17 protein-coding genes are annotated in these 16,880 nt (G+C 72.2%); 8 read left to right on the top strand and 9 right to left on the bottom strand.

What is annotated here, in order from left to right:
* Positions 1-12 precede the first annotated feature (12 nt).
* A complete protein-coding gene (gene mtrA, locus AB0I59_RS02190; protein ID WP_036327899.1) occupies positions 13-690 on the bottom strand; it encodes an MtrAB system response regulator MtrA in 678 nt (225 codons plus the stop codon).
* A 366-nt stretch (positions 691-1,056) separates the two neighbouring features.
* On the opposite strand from mtrA, the gene AB0I59_RS02185 reads away from it, so the two are divergent.
* The 5 genes from AB0I59_RS02185 to AB0I59_RS02165 are packed head-to-tail and all read left to right on the top strand — an operon-like array spanning position 1,057 to position 6,673.
* Positions 1,057-2,469 (top strand): DUF7847 domain-containing protein, encoded by a 1,413-nt coding sequence (locus AB0I59_RS02185; protein ID WP_358129162.1) that lies wholly within the window; start codon positions 1,057-1,059, stop codon positions 2,467-2,469.
* The gene (locus AB0I59_RS02180; protein ID WP_063818618.1) at positions 2,466-3,128 is read left to right on the top strand and encodes a DUF4129 domain-containing protein; all 663 of its coding nucleotides are present in this window, start codon (positions 2,466-2,468) and stop codon (positions 3,126-3,128) included. Before AB0I59_RS02185 ends, AB0I59_RS02180 begins: the two co-directional genes overlap by 4 nt.
* Positions 3,125-4,291, top strand: a complete 1,167-nt coding sequence (locus AB0I59_RS02175; protein WP_358129160.1) for a DUF4350 domain-containing protein — start codon at positions 3,125-3,127, stop codon at positions 4,289-4,291. The genes AB0I59_RS02180 and AB0I59_RS02175 overlap by 4 nt, the downstream gene beginning before the upstream one ends.
* On the top strand, positions 4,288-5,262 hold the full coding sequence (locus AB0I59_RS02170; protein ID WP_228646365.1) for an AAA family ATPase: 975 nt from the start codon (positions 4,288-4,290) through the stop codon (positions 5,260-5,262). Before AB0I59_RS02175 ends, AB0I59_RS02170 begins: the two co-directional genes overlap by 4 nt.
* A 52-nt stretch (positions 5,263-5,314) precedes the next feature.
* Complete coding sequence (locus tag AB0I59_RS02165) at positions 5,315-6,673, top strand: DUF58 domain-containing protein (RefSeq protein ID WP_358129518.1); 1,359 nt, start codon at positions 5,315-5,317, stop codon at positions 6,671-6,673.
* 58 nt (positions 6,674-6,731) lie between these two features.
* On the opposite strand, the gene AB0I59_RS02160 is transcribed toward AB0I59_RS02165, so the two are convergent.
* A complete protein-coding gene (locus AB0I59_RS02160; protein ID WP_061253451.1) occupies positions 6,732-7,724 on the bottom strand; it encodes a stage II sporulation protein M in 993 nt (330 codons plus the stop codon).
* A gap of 45 nt (positions 7,725-7,769) precedes the next feature.
* Between AB0I59_RS02160 and AB0I59_RS02155 the strand changes: the two genes are divergently transcribed.
* Complete coding sequence (locus AB0I59_RS02155) at positions 7,770-8,690, top strand: RDD family protein (RefSeq protein ID WP_358129157.1); 921 nt, start codon at positions 7,770-7,772, stop codon at positions 8,688-8,690.
* A 153-nt stretch (positions 8,691-8,843) separates the two neighbouring features.
* Here AB0I59_RS02155 and AB0I59_RS02150 read toward each other — a convergent pair whose 3' ends face one another.
* Positions 8,844-10,091, bottom strand: a complete 1,248-nt coding sequence (locus tag AB0I59_RS02150; protein ID WP_061253449.1) for an adenosylhomocysteinase — start codon at positions 10,089-10,091, stop codon at positions 8,844-8,846.
* Between the two features lie 37 nt (positions 10,092-10,128).
* Complete coding sequence (gene ahcY, locus AB0I59_RS02145; RefSeq protein ID WP_061253448.1) at positions 10,129-11,556, bottom strand: adenosylhomocysteinase; 1,428 nt, start codon at positions 11,554-11,556, stop codon at positions 10,129-10,131.
* 178 nt (positions 11,557-11,734) lie between these two features.
* Between ahcY and AB0I59_RS02140 the strand changes: the two genes are divergently transcribed.
* Positions 11,735-12,070: a MerR family transcriptional regulator gene (locus AB0I59_RS02140; protein WP_061253447.1), complete on the top strand. Its 336-nt coding sequence runs from the start codon at positions 11,735-11,737 to the stop codon at positions 12,068-12,070.
* A gap of 13 nt (positions 12,071-12,083) precedes the next feature.
* Here the strand turns inward: AB0I59_RS02140 and AB0I59_RS02135 are convergent, their stop codons facing one another.
* From AB0I59_RS02135 to AB0I59_RS02115, 5 genes are all read right to left on the bottom strand, one after another.
* Entirely contained in the window at positions 12,084-13,013 is a 930-nt protein-coding gene (locus AB0I59_RS02135; RefSeq protein ID WP_358129153.1) for a cation diffusion facilitator family transporter, read from the bottom strand.
* Positions 13,014-13,045: 32 nt separating this feature from the next.
* Entirely contained in the window at positions 13,046-14,203 is a 1,158-nt protein-coding gene (locus AB0I59_RS02130; RefSeq protein WP_358129150.1) for an SIS domain-containing protein, read from the bottom strand.
* Between the two features lie 76 nt (positions 14,204-14,279).
* Positions 14,280-14,453: a Trm112 family protein gene (locus AB0I59_RS02125; RefSeq protein WP_358129147.1), complete on the bottom strand. Its 174-nt coding sequence runs from the start codon at positions 14,451-14,453 to the stop codon at positions 14,280-14,282.
* 7 nt (positions 14,454-14,460) lie between these two features.
* Entirely contained in the window at positions 14,461-15,816 is a 1,356-nt protein-coding gene (locus AB0I59_RS02120) for a phosphomannomutase/phosphoglucomutase (protein ID WP_061253444.1), read from the bottom strand.
* A 102-nt stretch (positions 15,817-15,918) separates the two neighbouring features.
* On the bottom strand, positions 15,919-16,284 hold the full coding sequence (locus AB0I59_RS02115; protein WP_061253443.1) for a DUF3499 domain-containing protein: 366 nt from the start codon (positions 16,282-16,284) through the stop codon (positions 15,919-15,921).
* A 126-nt stretch (positions 16,285-16,410) separates the two neighbouring features.
* Here AB0I59_RS02115 and AB0I59_RS02110 point away from each other — a divergent pair, with 126 nt between their 5' ends.
* The gene (locus AB0I59_RS02110) at positions 16,411-16,869 is read left to right on the top strand and encodes a metallopeptidase family protein (RefSeq protein WP_358129144.1); all 459 of its coding nucleotides are present in this window, start codon (positions 16,411-16,413) and stop codon (positions 16,867-16,869) included.
* Positions 16,870-16,880 lie beyond the last annotated feature (11 nt).

Here is a 16,880-nt window from a genome sequence, read left to right as displayed (position 1 = left end):
TCGGCCGGGAGGCTAGGCCGGGCCGGCCTTGTACCCGACGCCGCGGACCGTGACCACGATCTCGGGGTGCTCGGGGTCCTTCTCGATCTTGGCGCGGAGCCGCTGGACGTGCACGTTGACCAGCCGGGTGTCCGCCGCGTGGCGGTAGCCCCAGACCTGCTCGAGCAGGACCTCGCGGGTGAAGACCTGGCGCGGCTTGCGCGCGAGGGCGACCAGCAGGTCGAACTCCAGCGGCGTGAGGTTGATGGTCTCCTCGGCACGCTTGACCGAGTGCCCGGCGACGTCGATCGTGATGTCGCCGATCTGGAGGATCTCGGGGGTCGGCTCGTCGGTGCGGCGGAGCCGGGCGCGCACGCGCGCGACGAGCTCCTTCGGCTTGAACGGCTTGACGATGTAGTCGTCGGCGCCGGACTCGAGGCCGAGCACCACGTCGATGGTGTCGCTCTTGGCGGTCAGCATGACGATCGGCACACCTGACTCCGCGCGGATGCGGCGGCAGACGTCGATGCCGTCGGCCCCTGGGAGCATCAGGTCGAGAAGAACCAGATCCGGCCGCGTGTCGCGGAATGCGTCGAGTGCCTTGTCGCCGTCGGACACGAAGGACGGCTCGAATCCCTCCCCGCGCAACACGATGCCGAGCATCTCGGCGAGAGCGGCGTCGTCATCGACGACCAGCACGCGTCCTTTCATGGCCCCTCATTCGTTCTACGCAAATTTGAGAGATATGGGCGATATCACACGTTCACCGGAAGGCTACCTGTGGCCACCGCATGAGCGATACACGACCATGACAAAGGAAGGAGTTTAGGCGCACGGGGCGGAACGCGCGATGATGTGACCAAATGCGGCCAAGATCGCACCAGCACCTTTGCCCGCCCTCGAGGGAAAATCTCCCGCGCCGCCCGGCCTTGCGCGCGAGCCGCCCCCGGAGGAGCGGCCCCGAATGATCATTTCTGGATTTTCGATCATGACCGGTGCCCGTCGCCTCGGCGATGGCGCGGTTTTCACATACGGCTCGCCACGCCAAGCGGCCGTACATCATGCCAGGATTGGGACATGACAGACGGCCCTGACCACGACGGCCCCGCCCCCGACGTGCCGCCCGGTTGGGCGCCCAACCAGCCTCCGGCGTACGGCGGGGCCCCGGGATCCTGGGCCGCCCCCGGCGCGACCGGCGACACGCCCCCGCCTCCCCCGCCACCGCCGTACGGGCAGCACCCCGGAGGCCCCCAGTACGGGGGCCAGCAGTACGGAGGCCAGCAGTACGGGCAGCAGCAGTACGGCCAGCAGTACGGGCCGCCATATGGGCAGCCGTACGGGCCAGGACCGCAGGGGTTCCGCCCGCCGCCGCAGGCCCCGCGCCCCGGCATCATCCCGCTGCGGCCGCTCGCGCTCGGCGACATCCTCGACGGCACGATCAAGATGGTCCGCTCGAACCCGAAGGCCACCCTCGGCCTGTCGGCGATCGTCGCGGCGATCACCACGCTGCCGGTCTCCGTGGGGCAGGCGATCTATCTCCGGTCCTTCGGCGACGCCCTCACCGATCCCGAGATGGCGGATCCGTCCTCCGCGCTGGGCGGGATGGCCGCGCAACTCGTGGGCACGCTGATCTCGCTGGCGCTGACCTTCGTGGCGACCACGATCCTGACCGGCGTCCTGACCCGGGTGCTCGGCCGCGCGGTGTTCGGCGGGCGGATCACCGTCGGCGAGGCCTGGCGGCTGACCAGGAGGCGGGTTCCCGCCCTGTTCGGCCTCGTGGTCCTGGAGGGCCTGATCCTCATCGTGCCCGCGCTGCTCATCGTCGGCCTGGTCGTCGCGCTGGGCGCCTCGGGGGCCCTGGACGGGACAGCGGATTCCTCCACGGGCGCCCTGGGCGCGTTCTTCGGCCTCATGGTGCTGTTCATCGTCATCTACATCCCGTACGCGCTGTTCTTCACGACCAAGTTCGCGCTGGCGGCGCCGGCCGTGGTGCTGGAGGGACGCGGCCCGACGGACGCCATGTCCCGCTCGTGGCGGCTGGTCAAGGGCGACTCGTGGCGGGTACTCGGCATCCTGCTGCTGACCGGCCTGCTCGTCGGGATCATCGGGTCCGTGCTCTCCTTCCCGTTCTCGTTCGCGGGGACGCTCATCGGCGTCGCGGCCGGGTCGTCGGCGGGGACCGCCGTGATCGTCACCATCCTCACGACCATCGGCGGCACACTGAGTTCGATGATCACCTATCCCTTCCAGGCCGGCGTGAACGGCCTGCTGTACGCCGACCGGCGGATGCGGGCGGAGGCGTTCGACCTGGTGCTGCGGTCGGCTGCGGCGCAGAACCAGACGCAGGGCTGGGTGCACGCCTCGGTCGACGACCTGTGGGATCCGTCCAACGCCGCGGCCGCCGGCGCGGGCGCGGCGGCGTACGGCGCCCACGACACCGGCGGCGCGCAGGGCACGTCCGGCACGCACCCCTTCGGTCCAGGGTCGTGACCCTGCCCGCCTTCCCATGGACAGCGGCCCTGGCGGCGCTGGACCCGCCCGTCGACATCGGCCGCGAGGAGGCCCGGCGCGAGGCCGCCGAGGAGCTGCTGCGCTCGGGTTACCACCAGGAGCCGCTGGTCGACCGGTTGTGGCGGCACTTCACGCAGCTCCTCGGTGACCTGCTCGACTCCACGACCGGAGGGCCGGGCAGCGGCCTCTGGGCGCTGTTCCTCATCGTGGCGATCATCGTGCTCCTGGCGGCGCTGCTGGTGTGGTCCCTGCGGCGGATGTCCCGCGGCCGGCGCGCCGAGGATGAGGCGATCTTCGACGGCCGGGAGCGCACGGCCGCCGAGCACCGCACCGAGGCCGAACGGCTGGCGGCCGCGGGAAGCTGGGCGGAGGCGATCAGGGAACGGCTCCGGGCGATCGCCCGCGACCTGGAGGAGCGGGCCATCGTCAGTCCCATGCCCGGCCGTACCGCCGCCGAGCTGGCCGCGGACGCCGGCCGGGCGCTGCCCGACCACGCCGCCGAGCTGGGCGCGGCCGCGCGCCTCTTCGACGACGTCACGTACGGCGAGGCCCCGGGCACCGCGGAGGGCTACGCGAGCCTGGCCGAGCTGGACCGGCGCCTGGCGGCGGCCCGCGTGAGCCTGCGGGCGGACGCGTGAGCACGGTGACCGCGCCGTCGTCGGCCTCCACGTCCCCGACGACCCGGAGCATGTGGCGGGGCGGGCGCGGCATCCTCCTGGTCGGGCTGCTGGTGCTGGTCACCGCGCTCGTCCCCGTGCTGCTGTCGTCGCCGGGAACGGAAGGCCGCCCGCTCGACCCCGGCGACTCCTCGGACGTGGGTGCCAAGGCGCTCGCGCAGCTGCTCGGCGGCCGGGGCGTGTCCGTCGAACGCGTCGACAGCGTCTCCGCCCTCATCAGCGCCGCGGGCCCCGACAGCCAGCTCCTCATCGGCGACACCGACTTCCTCAGCGAGGCCGACGCGCGCAGGATCGCCGGATCGGGGCAGGACAGGCTGATCGTCGGCGCGGTACCGCACCTCGACGTCCTGGCCGGAGGACTCCTCGTCAAGGAGCATGTGCGGACCAGGTCCCGGGAGCCGCGCTGCGATCTCCGGGCGGCGACCGGGGCGGGCAGCGCCCACCTGGGCGGCGTCTCCTTCACCGCCCCCGCAGGCGGAGCCGGCTGCTATCCGGCCGCCGGGCACCCGACGCTCGTGCGGTACACGACCGGCGGGCGGACGGTCACCGTGGTCGGCGACGGCGCGTTCATGACGAACCTGCGCCTCGCGGAGGACGGCAACGCCGCGCTCGCGATGAACCTGGCCGGGGCCAGGCCCCGGCTGATCTGGCTGGTCGCCCCCGAGCAGTGGGATCCCACCCTGGCCGGGCCCGAGGGCAGGAGCCTGGGCGATCTCATCCCGTCCGGCGTCAGCTGGGCGGTCGTGCAGCTCGCCGTCGCGGTGGGCGTGGTGGCCCTCTGGCGGGGACGCCGCCTCGGACCGGTCGTCGCCGAACGGCTGCCGGTCGTCGTCCGGGCGGCCGAGACCGTGGAGGGACGCGGCCGGCTTTACCGGGCACGGCGGGCCAGGGACCGCGCCGCGCTGGCGCTGCGCGCCGCCGCGATCGACCGGCTGGCCCCGCGCCTGGGGCTGCCGCCGACGGCCGCGCCCGACGAGGTCGTCGCCGCGACGGCCGCACGGACCGGGCTGGACGCGCGGGAGGTGCGGGCCACGCTGTACGGCGCCGTGCCCGCGGACGACGGCGGGCTGGTGGCCCTGGCCGGATACCTCGACACACTGGAAAGGCAGGTACGAGACTCTTGACCACATCTTCACCCGGGTCCCCGGGGGCGGACGCGGCCCGCGAGGCGCTCGCCACGTTGCGCGCCGAGGTCGCCAAGGCGGTGGTGGGACAGGACTCGGTCGTCACCGGGCTGGTGATCGCACTGCTGTGCCGGGGGCACGTGCTGCTCGAAGGCGTCCCCGGGGTGGCCAAGACCCTGCTGGTCCGTACGCTGGCCGCGACGTTGTCGCTCGACTTCAAGCGGGTGCAGTTCACCCCCGACCTGATGCCGGGCGACGTGACCGGCTCGCTCGTCTACGACGCCAGGACGGCCGAGTTCGAGTTCCGCGAGGGGCCGGTGTTCACCAACCTGCTGCTCGCCGACGAGATCAACCGGACGCCTCCGAAGACCCAGGCCGCCCTGCTGGAGGCGATGGAGGAACGCCAGGTCAGCGTCGACGGCGCCGCGCGCAAGCTGCCCGATCCGTTCATCGTCGTGGCGACGCAGAACCCGATCGAGTACGAGGGCACCTACCAGCTTCCCGAGGCCCAGCTGGACCGGTTCCTGCTCAAGCTGACCGTGCCGCTGCCGCCGCGCGAGCAGGAGATCGCCGTGCTGGAACGGCACGCGCTCGGCTTCGACCCCCGTGACCTGTCCTCGATCGCGGCCGTCGCGTCCGCCGCCGACCTGGAGGCGGGCCGTGAGGCCGTGAAGCAGGTCCACGTGGCGCCGGAGGTGCTCGGCTACGTCGTCGACCTGGCCCGCGCCACCCGGCAGTCGCCCTCGCTGCAGCTCGGGGTGTCGCCGCGCGGCGCGACGGCGCTGCTCGCGGCCGCGCGGGCGTGGGGCTGGCTGTCCGGCCGGGCCTACGTGACCCCGGACGACGTGAAGGCGCTCGCCCGGCCCGCCCTGCGGCATCGCGTCCAGCTCCGTCCCGAGGCCGAGCTGGAGGGTGCGACGCCGGACGGCATCCTGGACGGCATCCTCGCCGGCGTCCCCGTCCCCCGTTGATCCGGCCAGGTACGACCGATATGTGGGAAGCGATGAACGCGGAGACGACGCGGTGGCGCTGACGGGACGCGCGGGACTGCTCGCGGCTCTCGGCGCCCTCCTGGTGCTCGCCGCCCCCGACCCGCCCATGGCCGTCCTGGGTGTCGCGCTGCTCCTCGCCGCGCTCGTCGTGATCGACCTGCTCTTCGCGGGCGGTGTGCGGGGGCTGCGCTTCCACCGGGACGGCGAGCGGCTGGTGCGGCTCGGCGAGTCGGTCACCGTGGGACTGGTCGTGGAGAATCCGGGCCGCCGCCGGGTCAGGGGGGTGGTGCGCGACGCCTGGCCGCCGTCGGCGGGGTCCGCGCCGCGGCACCTCCGCGTGGACGTCCCCTCCGGGCAGCGGCGCCGCCTGGTCACCACCCTGACCCCGACGAGGCGGGGCGACCGCGAGGCGGTGACGGTGACCGTGCGGTCGCTCGGCCCGCTCGGACTGGCCGCGCGCCAGGGGTCGCACGTGGTCCCGTGGTCGGTGCGGGTGCTGCCGCCCTTCCTCAGCCGCAAGCATCTGCCGGGCAAGCTGGCGCGGCTCCGGGAGTTGGACGGCCGGCACCCGGCGCTCGTACGGGGCCAGGGCACCGAGTTCGACTCGCTCCGCGAATACGTGGTCGGTGACGACGTCAGGTCCATCGACTGGCGGGCCAGCGCCCGGCGCAGCGACGTCGTTGTGCGCACGTGGCGCCCCGAGCGCGACCGGCGGGTGCTGATCGTCCTCGACACGGGACGCACGTCCGCGGGCCGCGTCGGCGTGGCGCCGGGTGTGGCGCCGGGTGTGGCGCCGCGTGTGGCTCCGCTGCCCGGCCAGGCGTCCGGGTGGCCCAGGCTCGACTGGTCGATGGACGCCGCGCTGCTGCTCGCCGCCCTCGCTTCGCGGGCGGGTGACCGGGTGGACTTCCTGGCCTACGACCGGACGGTGCGCGCCTGGCTGTCCGGGGCATCCCGTACGGACCTGCTGTCGTCGCTGGTCAACGCGATGGCGCCGATCGAGGCGGAGCTCGTGGAGGCCGACTCGCCGGGCATGGTCGCCGCCGTCCTGGCCAGGGCCAAGCGCCGCTGCCTGGTGGTGCTGCTGACCGACGTCAACGCGGCCGCGATGGAGGAGGGGCTGCTGCCGGTGCTGCCCCGGCTGTCGTCCCGCCACACGGTGCTGGTCGCCGCCGTCGCCGATCCGCGGGTCGCCGCCATGGCGTCCGGGCGGGGTACGGCGGAGCAGGTCTACGACGCCGCCGCGGCCGAGCGGCTTCGGGGCGAGCGGCGCAGGATCACCGCCCGCCTGCGCGGCCAGGGCGTCGAGGTGGTCGACGCCCTCCCGGAGGACATCGCCCCCGCGCTCGCCGACGCCTATCTGGCGCTGAAGGCGGCCGGACGGTTGTGATCCGCCCCGGCAGCCCCGGCAGCCCCGGCAGCCCCGGCAGCCCCGGCGGCACCGGTCGTCAGGCGGTGGGGGCGAGGTCGGGGGCCTGTTCGATGTCGCCGGTCTCGCCCGCGCGGGCCGCCCGGCGGCCGAACACCGCCACGTAGACCAGGAAGAGGACCTCGGCCGCCGCGCCGATGCCGATCCGGGCCCAGGTCGGCAGACCGGACGGCGTGACGCCCGCCTCGATCAGGCCGGAGAGCAACAGCACGACGACGAGGCCGAGTGCGACGCTCATCACCGCGCGTCCCTGCTCGGCGAGGGCCTCACCGCGCCGTCGCGGCCCGGGGTCGATGACCGTCCAGCCGAGCCGCAGGCCGACACCGGCGGCGAGGAACACCGCGGTGAGCTCCAGGAGGCCGTGCGGGAGGATCAGTCCCCAGAAGACGTCGGCCTTGCCGTGCGCCGTCATCAGCCCGCCGATGACGCCCACGTTGGCCGAGTTCTGCCACAGGATGTACGGGATCGGCAGCCCGAGGACGATGGCCGAGATGATGACCTGCGCCGACACCCAGGCGTTGTTGATCCACACCTGGCCGGCGAACGAGGCGGCCGGGTTCTCCGAGTAGTAGTCGGCGAAGTCGTGCTCGACCAGTTGCTTGATCTCCTCCGGGGTGCCGACGACGGCCTGCACGGCCGGATCGCCCGCGACCCACACCCCCATCACGTACGCGACCGCGAGGGAGGCGAGGGTGGCGCCGAGCCACCAGCGGCGGGCGCCGTAGGCCACGACGGGGAAGGACACGGTGAAGAACCGGACGACCTCCCGCCAGGCGGGTGTGTGCGCCCCCGTGACGGCGGAGCGGGCGCGCGCGACCAGCGAGGAGAGGCGGCCGACCAGGACCGCGTCGGTCGAGGCGGAGCGGACGACGGACAGGTGGGTCGCGGCCCGCTGGTAGAGCTCGACGAGCTCGTCCACCTCGGCGCCGTCGAGTCGATGGCGCCGCCGCACCAGGTCGTCCAACCGGTCCCACGTCGGCCGGTGGGCGGCGACGAACGCATCGATGTCCACGGACCGAACTCTATCGAGCGGTAATACCCCAGTAGGGTGCGATATGTGGCCGATGTTGTGACCGGCGAGGCCGTCGTCGTCGAGGTGCGGATCGCGCAGCTCCCCAGCCGGGGCGTCGCGTATCTCATCGACTGGATCATCCAGTGGATCATCCTCATCGTGATGTACATCCTGCTGGGGACCGCGTCGTTCGTCACGGACACGGCGATGACGGCGGGGTTGATGATCCTGCTCACCGTCCTCGTCATCGTGGGCTACCCCGTCGTGTTCGAGACGGCCGGTCGGGGGCGCAGCCTCGGCAAGCTGGCCATGGGCCTGCGCGTGGTCAGCGACGACGGCGGGCCCGAGCGGTTCCGCCAGGCGTTGTTCCGCGGTCTCGCGGGCTTCCTGGAGTTCTGGATGTTCTTCGGCGCGCCCGCGCTCATCACGTCGCTCGTGAACCAGCGGGGCAAGCGGCTCGGGGACGTCTTCGCGGGCACGATCGTCATCGGCGAGCGGGGGCCGCGCCAGGAGCCGCCGCCCGAGATGCCGCCGCAGCTCGCGCCGTGGGCGAGCTCCCTGGAGTTGTCGCAGCTGTCGGTCGACCTGGCCGACACCGCCAGGCAGTACCTGACGCGCTGGCACCAGCTCTCCCCCGACGCGCGGCACCAGATGGGCGTCAGGATCGCGAGCCAGGTGGCCGCCCGCGTGGCTCCCCCGCCGCCGCCGGGACTGCCGCCGCACACCTACCTCGCCGCCGTCCTGGCGGAGCGGCGCCGCCGCGAGGAGGTACGGCTCGCGCAGGTGAGAGCCGCCGCCACGCCTTACGGTGGCCCGCCGTATCCGGGCGCGCCATACGGGGGCGCTCCGCCCGCACCCCAGCCGGAGCCACCGGTCGCGTCGAGGTGGGAACCGTCGACGTGGGAACCGCAGCCTCCGTCGAACCCCGCCGGGCCGACCCCGGGAGGATTTGTCCCCCCAAGCTGAGGTGTAGACACCACAAAGCGGGGCACAAGAGACGATCTGCAGGCTATGGGGCATGCCTGCAAGGGGGCAGGGTGGAGACGGCCGGCGCAGAGGGACAGAGTCAGCCGGCCGTCTCCACCCGACTTCGCCCGGCCGGGCTCCACCCGGATTCGCTCAGGACCCGGAGCGCCAGGAGTGCAGGTAGTCCTCCTGGTCGGCGGTGAGCTCGTCTATCGCGATCCCCGTCGCGGCGAGCTTGAGCCTGGCCACCTCGGCGTCGATGTCCGCCGGGACGTCGTACACGCCGGGCGGCAGCCGTACGGCCTCGGTGGCGAGCCAGGCGACGGCCAGCGCCTGAGCGGAGAAGGACATGTCCATGACGGCCGCCGGGTGCCCCTCGGCCGCGGTCAGGTTGACGAGACGGCCCTCGGCGAGGAGGAGGAGCCGCCTCCCGTCCGCCAGGACGTACTCATCCACGTTGGGGCGAACCCCGAAATTCACCGACTCCGCCAGACCTTCCAGGGCGCGGACGTCGATCTCGACATCGAAGTGCCCCGCGTTGGCCAGGATGACGCCGTCCTTCATCGCGGCCAGGTGCTCGCCCCGGATGACGTCGCGGTTGCCCGTGACGGTGACGAACACGTCGCCCACCCGCGCGGCCTGCCCCATCGGCAGCACCTCGTAGCCCTGGAGCGCGGCGTCGAGGGCCTTCACCGGGTCGATCTCGGTCACGATCACCCGCGCGCCGAGGCCCTTGGCGCGTTCCGCCACGCCGCGGCCGCAGAAGCCGAACCCGGCGACCACGACGGTACGCCCGGCGAGCAGCGCGTTCGTGGCGCGCATGATGCCGTCGAGGGTGGACTGGCCGGTGCCGTACCTGTTGTCGAACATCCGCTTGGTGCGGGTGTCGTTGACCGCGACCACCGGGAACCTCAGCGCGCCCTCCGCGGCCATCTGGCGCAGCCGGATGATCCCGGTCGTGGTCTCCTCGCACCCGCCCGCCACGGTGAGATCGGGACGCTCGGTGTGCAGGATGTTGACCAGGTCGCATCCGTCGTCGAGCACGATGGCCGGGGAGATGTCCAGCGCCTGATGGATGTGCCGGTAGTAGGTCTCCATGTCCACACCGGCACGGGCGTGCACCGCGATGCCGTACGCGCGGAGCGCGGCGGCGACGTCGTCCTGAGTGGACAGCGGGTTCGAGGCGGCCAGCGCGATCTCCGCGCCGCCCGCCCTGAGCGCGCCCATCAGGACGGCCGTCTCCGCCGTCACGTGCAGGCACGCGGCGACGCGCAGGCCGTCCAGCGGCCGCTCGTCGGCGAAGCGGGCGGCGATCGCGGTGAGCACCGGCATCGACCGCCGTGCCCACCCGATCCGCCGTTCGCCCGCCTCGGTCAGATCCGTCAGATCTCGCGCCGTCATCGTTCCCGCTCGTGGCCGGTTGCGCCCGGTGTGCCGCTCAGTAGCGGTAGTGGTCCGGCTTGTACGGACCCTCGACGTCGACGCCGATGTACTCCGCCTGCTTCTTCGTCAGCGTGGTCAGCTTGACGCCGAGAGCGTCGAGGTGGAGCCGGGCCACCTTCTCGTCCAGGTGCTTGGGCAGCACGTAGACGCCGACGGGGTACTGCTCGGTCTTGGTGAACAGCTCGATCTGCGCGATCACCTGGTTGGTGAACGAGTTCGACATCACGAAGGACGGGTGGCCCGTCGCGCAGCCCAGGTTCATCAGGCGGCCCTCGGCGAGCACGATGATCGAGCGGCCGTCCGGGAAGACCCACTCGTCGACCTGCGGCTTGATGTTGTTCTTGACGATGCCGGGGATGCGGCCCAGGCCGGCCATGTCGATCTCGTTGTCGAAGTGGCCGATGTTGGACACGATCGCCTGGTGCTTCATCCGCGACATGTGGTCGGCCGTGATGATGCCGAAGTTGCCGGTCGTCGTGACGAAGATGTCCGCGATGCCGACGACCTCCTCCAGCGTGGTCACCTGGAAGCCGTCCATGGCCGCCTGCAGCGCGCAGATCGGGTCGATCTCGGTGACGATCACGCGGGCGCCCTGGCCGCGCAGCGCGTCGGCGCAGCCCTTGCCCACGTCGCCGTAGCCGCAGACCACGGCCACCTTGCCGCCGATCAGCACGTCGGTGGCGCGGTTGAGGCCGTCGATGACCGAGTGGCGGCAGCCGTACTTGTTGTCGAACTTCGACTTGGTCACCGAGTCGTTGACGTTGATCGCCGGGAAGAGGAGCTGGCCGGACTTGTGCATCTCGTACAGGCGGTGCACGCCGGTGGTGGTCTCCTCGGTGACGCCCTTGATCTCCTCGGCGATCCTGGTCCAGCGCTTGTCGTCGGATACCGTGCGGCGGAGCGTGTCGAGGATGATGCCCCACTCCTCGGGGTCGTCCTCGCCCGCGGCCGGCACGGCGCCCGCCTTCTCGAACTCGGCGCCCTTGTGGACCAGGAGCGTGGCGTCGCCGCCGTCGTCGAGGATCATGTTCGGGCCGGTGCCGTCAGGCCACGCGAGCGCCTGCTCGGTGCACCACCAGTACTCCTCCAGGGTCTCGCCCTTCCAGGCGAAGACCGGTACGCCGGCCGGGGCGTCGGTCGTACCGTCCGGGCCGACGACGACCGCCGCGGCGGCGTGGTCCTGCGTGGAGAAGATGTTGCAGCTCACCCAGCGCACGTCGGCGCCGAGCGCGACCAGGGTCTCGATGAGCACGGCCGTCTGGATCGTCATGTGCAGCGAGCCCATGATCTTCGCGCCCTTGAGCGGCTGCGCGGCGGCGTACTCCCTGCGGGTCGCCATCAGGCCCGGCATCTCGTGCTCGGCGAGGCGGATCTCCTTGCGGCCGAACTCCGCAAGTGAAAGGTCGGCGACCTTGAAGTCCATGTCGTGTGTCCCTCCGGTATCGGTCGCCTGCGAGTTTAGGCGTCCCGTACGGCACGGCGCACGCCGGGACGCGTGAACCTGACACAAGAATGTAAGGATCCGCATTTCGGGGCTGCCAAACGGGTGCCGATGTGTCTACCGTTACCGGGAGGACCAGGTACGGAGCGGAGAGACCTCGATGCGGATCACGGAGGCGGCCAGGCAGCTGGGCATGTCGCCTCGCATGCTGCGGTACAGGGAGGCGCTGGGCCTGCTGCCGCCCGTCCGGGACAGGGGCGCGCATCGCAGGTTCGGCCCCGAGGAGCTGGCCGCCGTCGGCCAGGCCATGGAGTTGGAGCGCCGGTTCGACGTCTCGCCCGCGGAACTGGCCTTCGCCCTCCGCGCGCTGTCCGACCCCTCCGTGGCGCAGGCCGTACGCGAGTTGGGCGTGCGGATCGGCCGCATCCAGGCCCCGCGCCGGGCTCTCGACTTCGAGAAGGAGAAGGCCCTGCGCCTGCTCAGGAACCGGTTGTGACAGAGCGGGCGGCTCAGCTCACCGGAGCGCTGTCAGAGCGGTAGAGGTCGGGCTCCAGGTAGATGACCCGGGCCATCGGCACGGCCTCGCGGATGCGCCGCTCGGCGTCGTCGATGCCCTGAGCGACCTGCGCCGCCGTGTCGTCGTGCTCGACCGCGATCTTCGCCGCGACCAGGAGCTCCTCGGGGCCGAGGTGCAGCGTCCGCATGTGGATGACCTTGGTGACCTCCGGAGCGCCCTCCAGCGCCGCACAGATCCGCTCCTCGATCTCGGGGGCCGCGCTCTCGCCGATCAGCAGCGACTTGGTCTCCAGCGCCAGGACGACCGCGATGGCGGCCAGCAGCACGCCGATCATCATCGTGCCGACGCCGTCCCAGACGCCGTCGCCGGTGACCACGGCCATGGAAACGCCGAACAGCGCGAAGATCAGACCGAGCAGGGCGCCCAGGTCCTCCAGGAGGACGACGGGCAGCTCGGGCGCCTTCGCCCTCCGGATGAACGAGAACCACGAGTGCTCGCCCTTGAGGGGCCGCGACTCCTTGATGGCCGTACGGAACGAGAAGCCCTCGGCGACGATCGCGAAGATCAGCACGGCGAAGGCCCACTGGGGCGACTCCACCGGATGGGGGTCGGAGATCTTGTGCCAGCCCTCGTAGAGGGAGAACAGGGCGCCGATCGTGAACAGCACGACCGCGACCACGAAGGCGTAGAAGTAGCGCTCGCGCCCGAACCCGAACGGATGGGCCCGCGTCCGCTTCCGCTCCGCCCGCTTGCCACCGACCAGGAGCAACGCCTGGTTGCCCGAGTCGGCCACCGAGTGGACGGACTCCGCCAGCATGGAGGAGGACCCCGTGAACAGGAACGCCACGAACTTCGCGACCGCGATCGCGAGGTTGGCGCTCAACGCCGCGATGATCGCCTTGGTACCGCCACCCGCGCTCACAGATCACTCCTCACAAATCGACCAGAGGGATCCTATTGGGAAATCCTGGCCCGAAGTTCGGTGATGGCCGACATCGGCGCGGGATCGAGACCGTGGCCCAGGGCCAGGTAGACGCCGGCGAAATCCCCCAGGCAGATCAGCGTGGCCAGCCGCTCGAACGGATGGTCCCCCTCGGCCGCGATCTCCGAGGCCGGGACGCCGCGGTCCTGGGCGAGCCGTACGGACGCCTGCCGGCGCTCGGCCACCCGAGGATGCTCGTCGGTGTCACGCAGCACGAACAACCGCATCCGCGCCCGCGGGCCGGAGGACTCGTCGTCCCCGACGTCCTGGAAGATGTCCCGGGTGGCCAGGGGGCCGTCGAAGACGCCCGCCTGGTTGTGCGCGGCCTCCGGGAGCTCTCCCCAGAGGGCGGGATACCCGGCGTGCTCGGCGAGTTGCTCCGCCATCCGGTGCGCCGCCACGGCCGCGATCGGCGAGGATCCCCAGATCATCGGGATGCCGTCGGCGAGCTCCGTGGCCAGTGTCTTGCCGGGATTGATGAACGAGTCGCTCGTCGGCCGGCACCGGTGCGCGATGTCTTCCAGGCGCGCCGCCGCGGCCTCGAAGACCGGCTCGCCCACGTCGCTCAGGCCGAGCGCGGCCGCGGCGACGAGCAGCGGAACCGCCAGGCCCCACATGGTGGCCCGCGGCTGGCCCGCCACGGTCGAGATCGGCACGAAGGGCGCTCCGGCCCGGGCCGCGAGCTCGCTGAGCGGCGTGTCCGGCGCGCCCACCGCGAGGAGCGTGCATCCGCGGCGCGCCGCCTCCGCGCCCACGGACAGGGCCTCGTCGCCGCGCCCGGTGAAGGACACCACCATGACCAGGTCGGCCGCGCCGACCCAGCCGGGAAGCCGGTAGCCGCGGACCGTCACGACGGGCACGGGCGTGCCCGGCCCGCAGACCGCGTCGAGCACCTCGCCAGCGATCCCGGCGGCGCCCACGCCCGCCACGACCACGGCCCGCGGCCGGCCCTGCTCGGCCACTCTCGCCGCGCCCGCCTCCACGGCGGCGCGGTACGCGGTGCGAACCTGGGCGGCGGAGGAAGCCACGGTCCGCAACATGCCCGACGGGTCGCCGTCGGACAGCCGCGTCTGGTCGTCGAGCCTGCTCGGGTCGAACCTCAGGACGGGTGCTCCTCCGGAGCGGCTCATGCCTCCTCCTCGCCTGACGGCTCGGAGTCGCGTTCGCCACGGGCGCCGCGCCCAATGGTTCGCTCGCTACGCTCGCTCACGCCTTGCGCGCCTCGTCCACGAGCAGGACGGGGATGTCGTCCCGGACCGGATAAACCAGCCCGCAGGACTCGGAGGTGCACGCCAGCTCGTCGGCCTCCGTGGACGCGCGCAGCGGGGACTTGCACGCCGGGCAGGCGAGGACGTCCAGCAGCCAGTCGTCGATCTTCAAATCCGTGTCAGCTCCTTAGGGCGGCGAGGGCCTCGTCCCGCACGGCCGCCATCTTCCGCTCGTCGGCCGCCTCGGCGTTCAGTCGCAGCAGCGGCTCGGTGTTGGACGGGCGCAGATTGAACCACCAGTCCCGGCCGCTCACCGTGAGGCCGTCCAACTCGTCGAAGGTAACACCCTCGCGACCCGTGAAAGCCCCGCGCACCGTCTCCAGAGCGGCCGCCTGATCCGCGACCGTGCTGTTGATCTCGCCGGACGCGGCGTACCGGGCGTACCGCTCCAGGACCTGGGACAGCGGCCGGTCCTGACCGCCGAGAGCCGCGAGCACGTGCAGCGCCGCCAGCATGCCCGAATCGGCGTACCAGAAGTCGCGGAAGTAGTAGTGCGCGGAGTGCTCGCCGCCGAAGACCGCGCCCGTGCGGGCCATCTCCGCCTTGATGAACGAGTGCCCGACGCGGGTGCGGACCGGGACGCCCCCGTGCTCGCGCACGATCTCCGGAACGCCCCTGGAGGTGATCAGGTTGTGGATGATCGTGGCGCCCGGATGCCTGGCCAGCTCGCGTGCGGCGACGAGAGCGGTGATCGTGGACGGGGAGACGGACTCACCCCGCTCGTCGATCACCCAGCACCGGTCGGCGTCGCCGTCGAACGCGATGCCGATGTCGGCGCCCCGCTCGATGACGGCCTTCTGCAGGTCGACCAGGTTCGCCGGCTCGATCGGGTTGGCCTCGTGGTTGGGGAAGCTTCCGTCGAGCTCGAAGTAGAGGGGCGTCAGGTCGACGGGCAGGCCGTCGAACACCTCGGGGACCGTGTAGCCGCCCATGCCGTTGCCCGCGTCGACGACCACCTTGAGCGGCCGGATGCCGGAGAGGTCGACGAGCGTCTTGAGATGGCCGGCGTATCCGGCCAGCAGGTCCCGCTCGGTGACGCTCCCCCGGCCCGGCGTGCCTCCGAGGCCCGAGTCGAGCAGTTCGGCGGCACGGTCGCGGATCTCGATGAGGCCCGTCTCACCGCCGATGGGCACCGCGCCCGCGCGGCACATCTTCATGCCGTTGTATTCGGCGGGGTTGTGGCTGGCGGTGAACATCACGCCGGGCAGGCCGAGGCTGCCGCTGGCGTAGTAGAGCAGGTCGGTCGAGCCGAGGCCCGCGTTCACCACGTCGGCCCCGCGCGAGGTCGCGCCGCGCGCGAAGGCGGCGGCCAGCGGACCCGACGACGCCCGCATGTCGTGCGCGATCACCAGCGAACGCGCCCCCGTCACCTCGGCGAAGGCCGCCCCGACCGCCTCCGCGGTCCGCTCGTCGAGCTCCTGCGGCACGACGCCGCGGACGTCGTACGCCTTGAAGATCCTGGTGAGGTCGCCCACCGCAGCTCCCCGATCGTTTGGTATGCCGGGCCCGAGCCTACAAGGCGCCACCGCCACGGCGCGTGTGATCCACTGCCGGCCGCACCCCGGCCCGGGGTGACGTCACCGGTCGCGGTTGGGCTGGGCGGACTTGAGCACCCGGAGATGGCCGCGCCGGCCGACCTCGACGGCCTGGCCGATGGGTTCGCCCGCGGCGGGCGCGGGACGCGCGGCCTCGCGGACCGCGTTGGCGAGCGCCTCAAGATCGTCCCCGCTCGGGGAACCCGCTTCTGACGGGAGTCGCACGACCTCCCACCCACGGGGGGCGGTGAGCCGTTCCGCGTGCTCGGCGCACAGGTCGTAGCAGTGCGGCTCGACGTACGTCGCGAGAGGGCCGAGAACCGCGGTCGAGTCGGCGTAGACATACGTGAGTGTGAAGACGGCAGGCTGCCTGCAGGCGGTACGGGAACAGCTGCGGACGGGGCTCACGGAGGGACCGTATCCGGTCCGCGTTCACATTGCCACCACCCCGCCGCTCTTAACGAGCGTGTCGCCACAATCCGGACACCGCCTCGCCCCCCGTACGACGTGCGCCCGCTCCTTTAAGCTGGCCGCGTGAGCGAGCGAAGCGGAGATCCCCGGCGGCGGGTGCGGCGGCGCGACCGGCATGGTCGCGGGATGCGCGGTCCACTGGCGCCCTCGCACGTCCCGATCGCGAAGTCGCGCGGCGAACGCTTCGACGACCTGGTCCTCGACGCGGTCGACCGGCTCAAGCCCCGATGGGGAAGGCAGCTCGCGACGATGGAGTTCGCGGTCGAGGAGGTGCCGCCGCCGAGCGAGCTGATCGACGGCCCGGCGCGGCTCGACACCGACCCGATTCCCTTCGGCAGGTCGGAGACGGCGGCGGGCTCGGAGCCCGCGGTCGTGGTCGTCTACCGCCGCCCTCTCGAGGCCAGGGCGCGCGACCGCGACCAGCTCGGCGCGATGGTGAGCGACGTCGTCGTGGAACAGGTGGCCAGCCTGCTCGGGCTCACCCCGGAGACGATCGACCCCGGCTACGACGACCGGCACTGAGACCCCGGGGG

It is taken from the genome of Microtetraspora glauca, assembly GCF_040656155.1.
Taxonomy (GTDB): Bacteria; Actinomycetota; Actinomycetes; order Streptosporangiales; family Streptosporangiaceae; genus Microtetraspora; species Microtetraspora glauca.
Note: the sequence above shows the minus strand (reverse complement) of the source record. Positions and strands in the feature narration are given on the sequence as shown.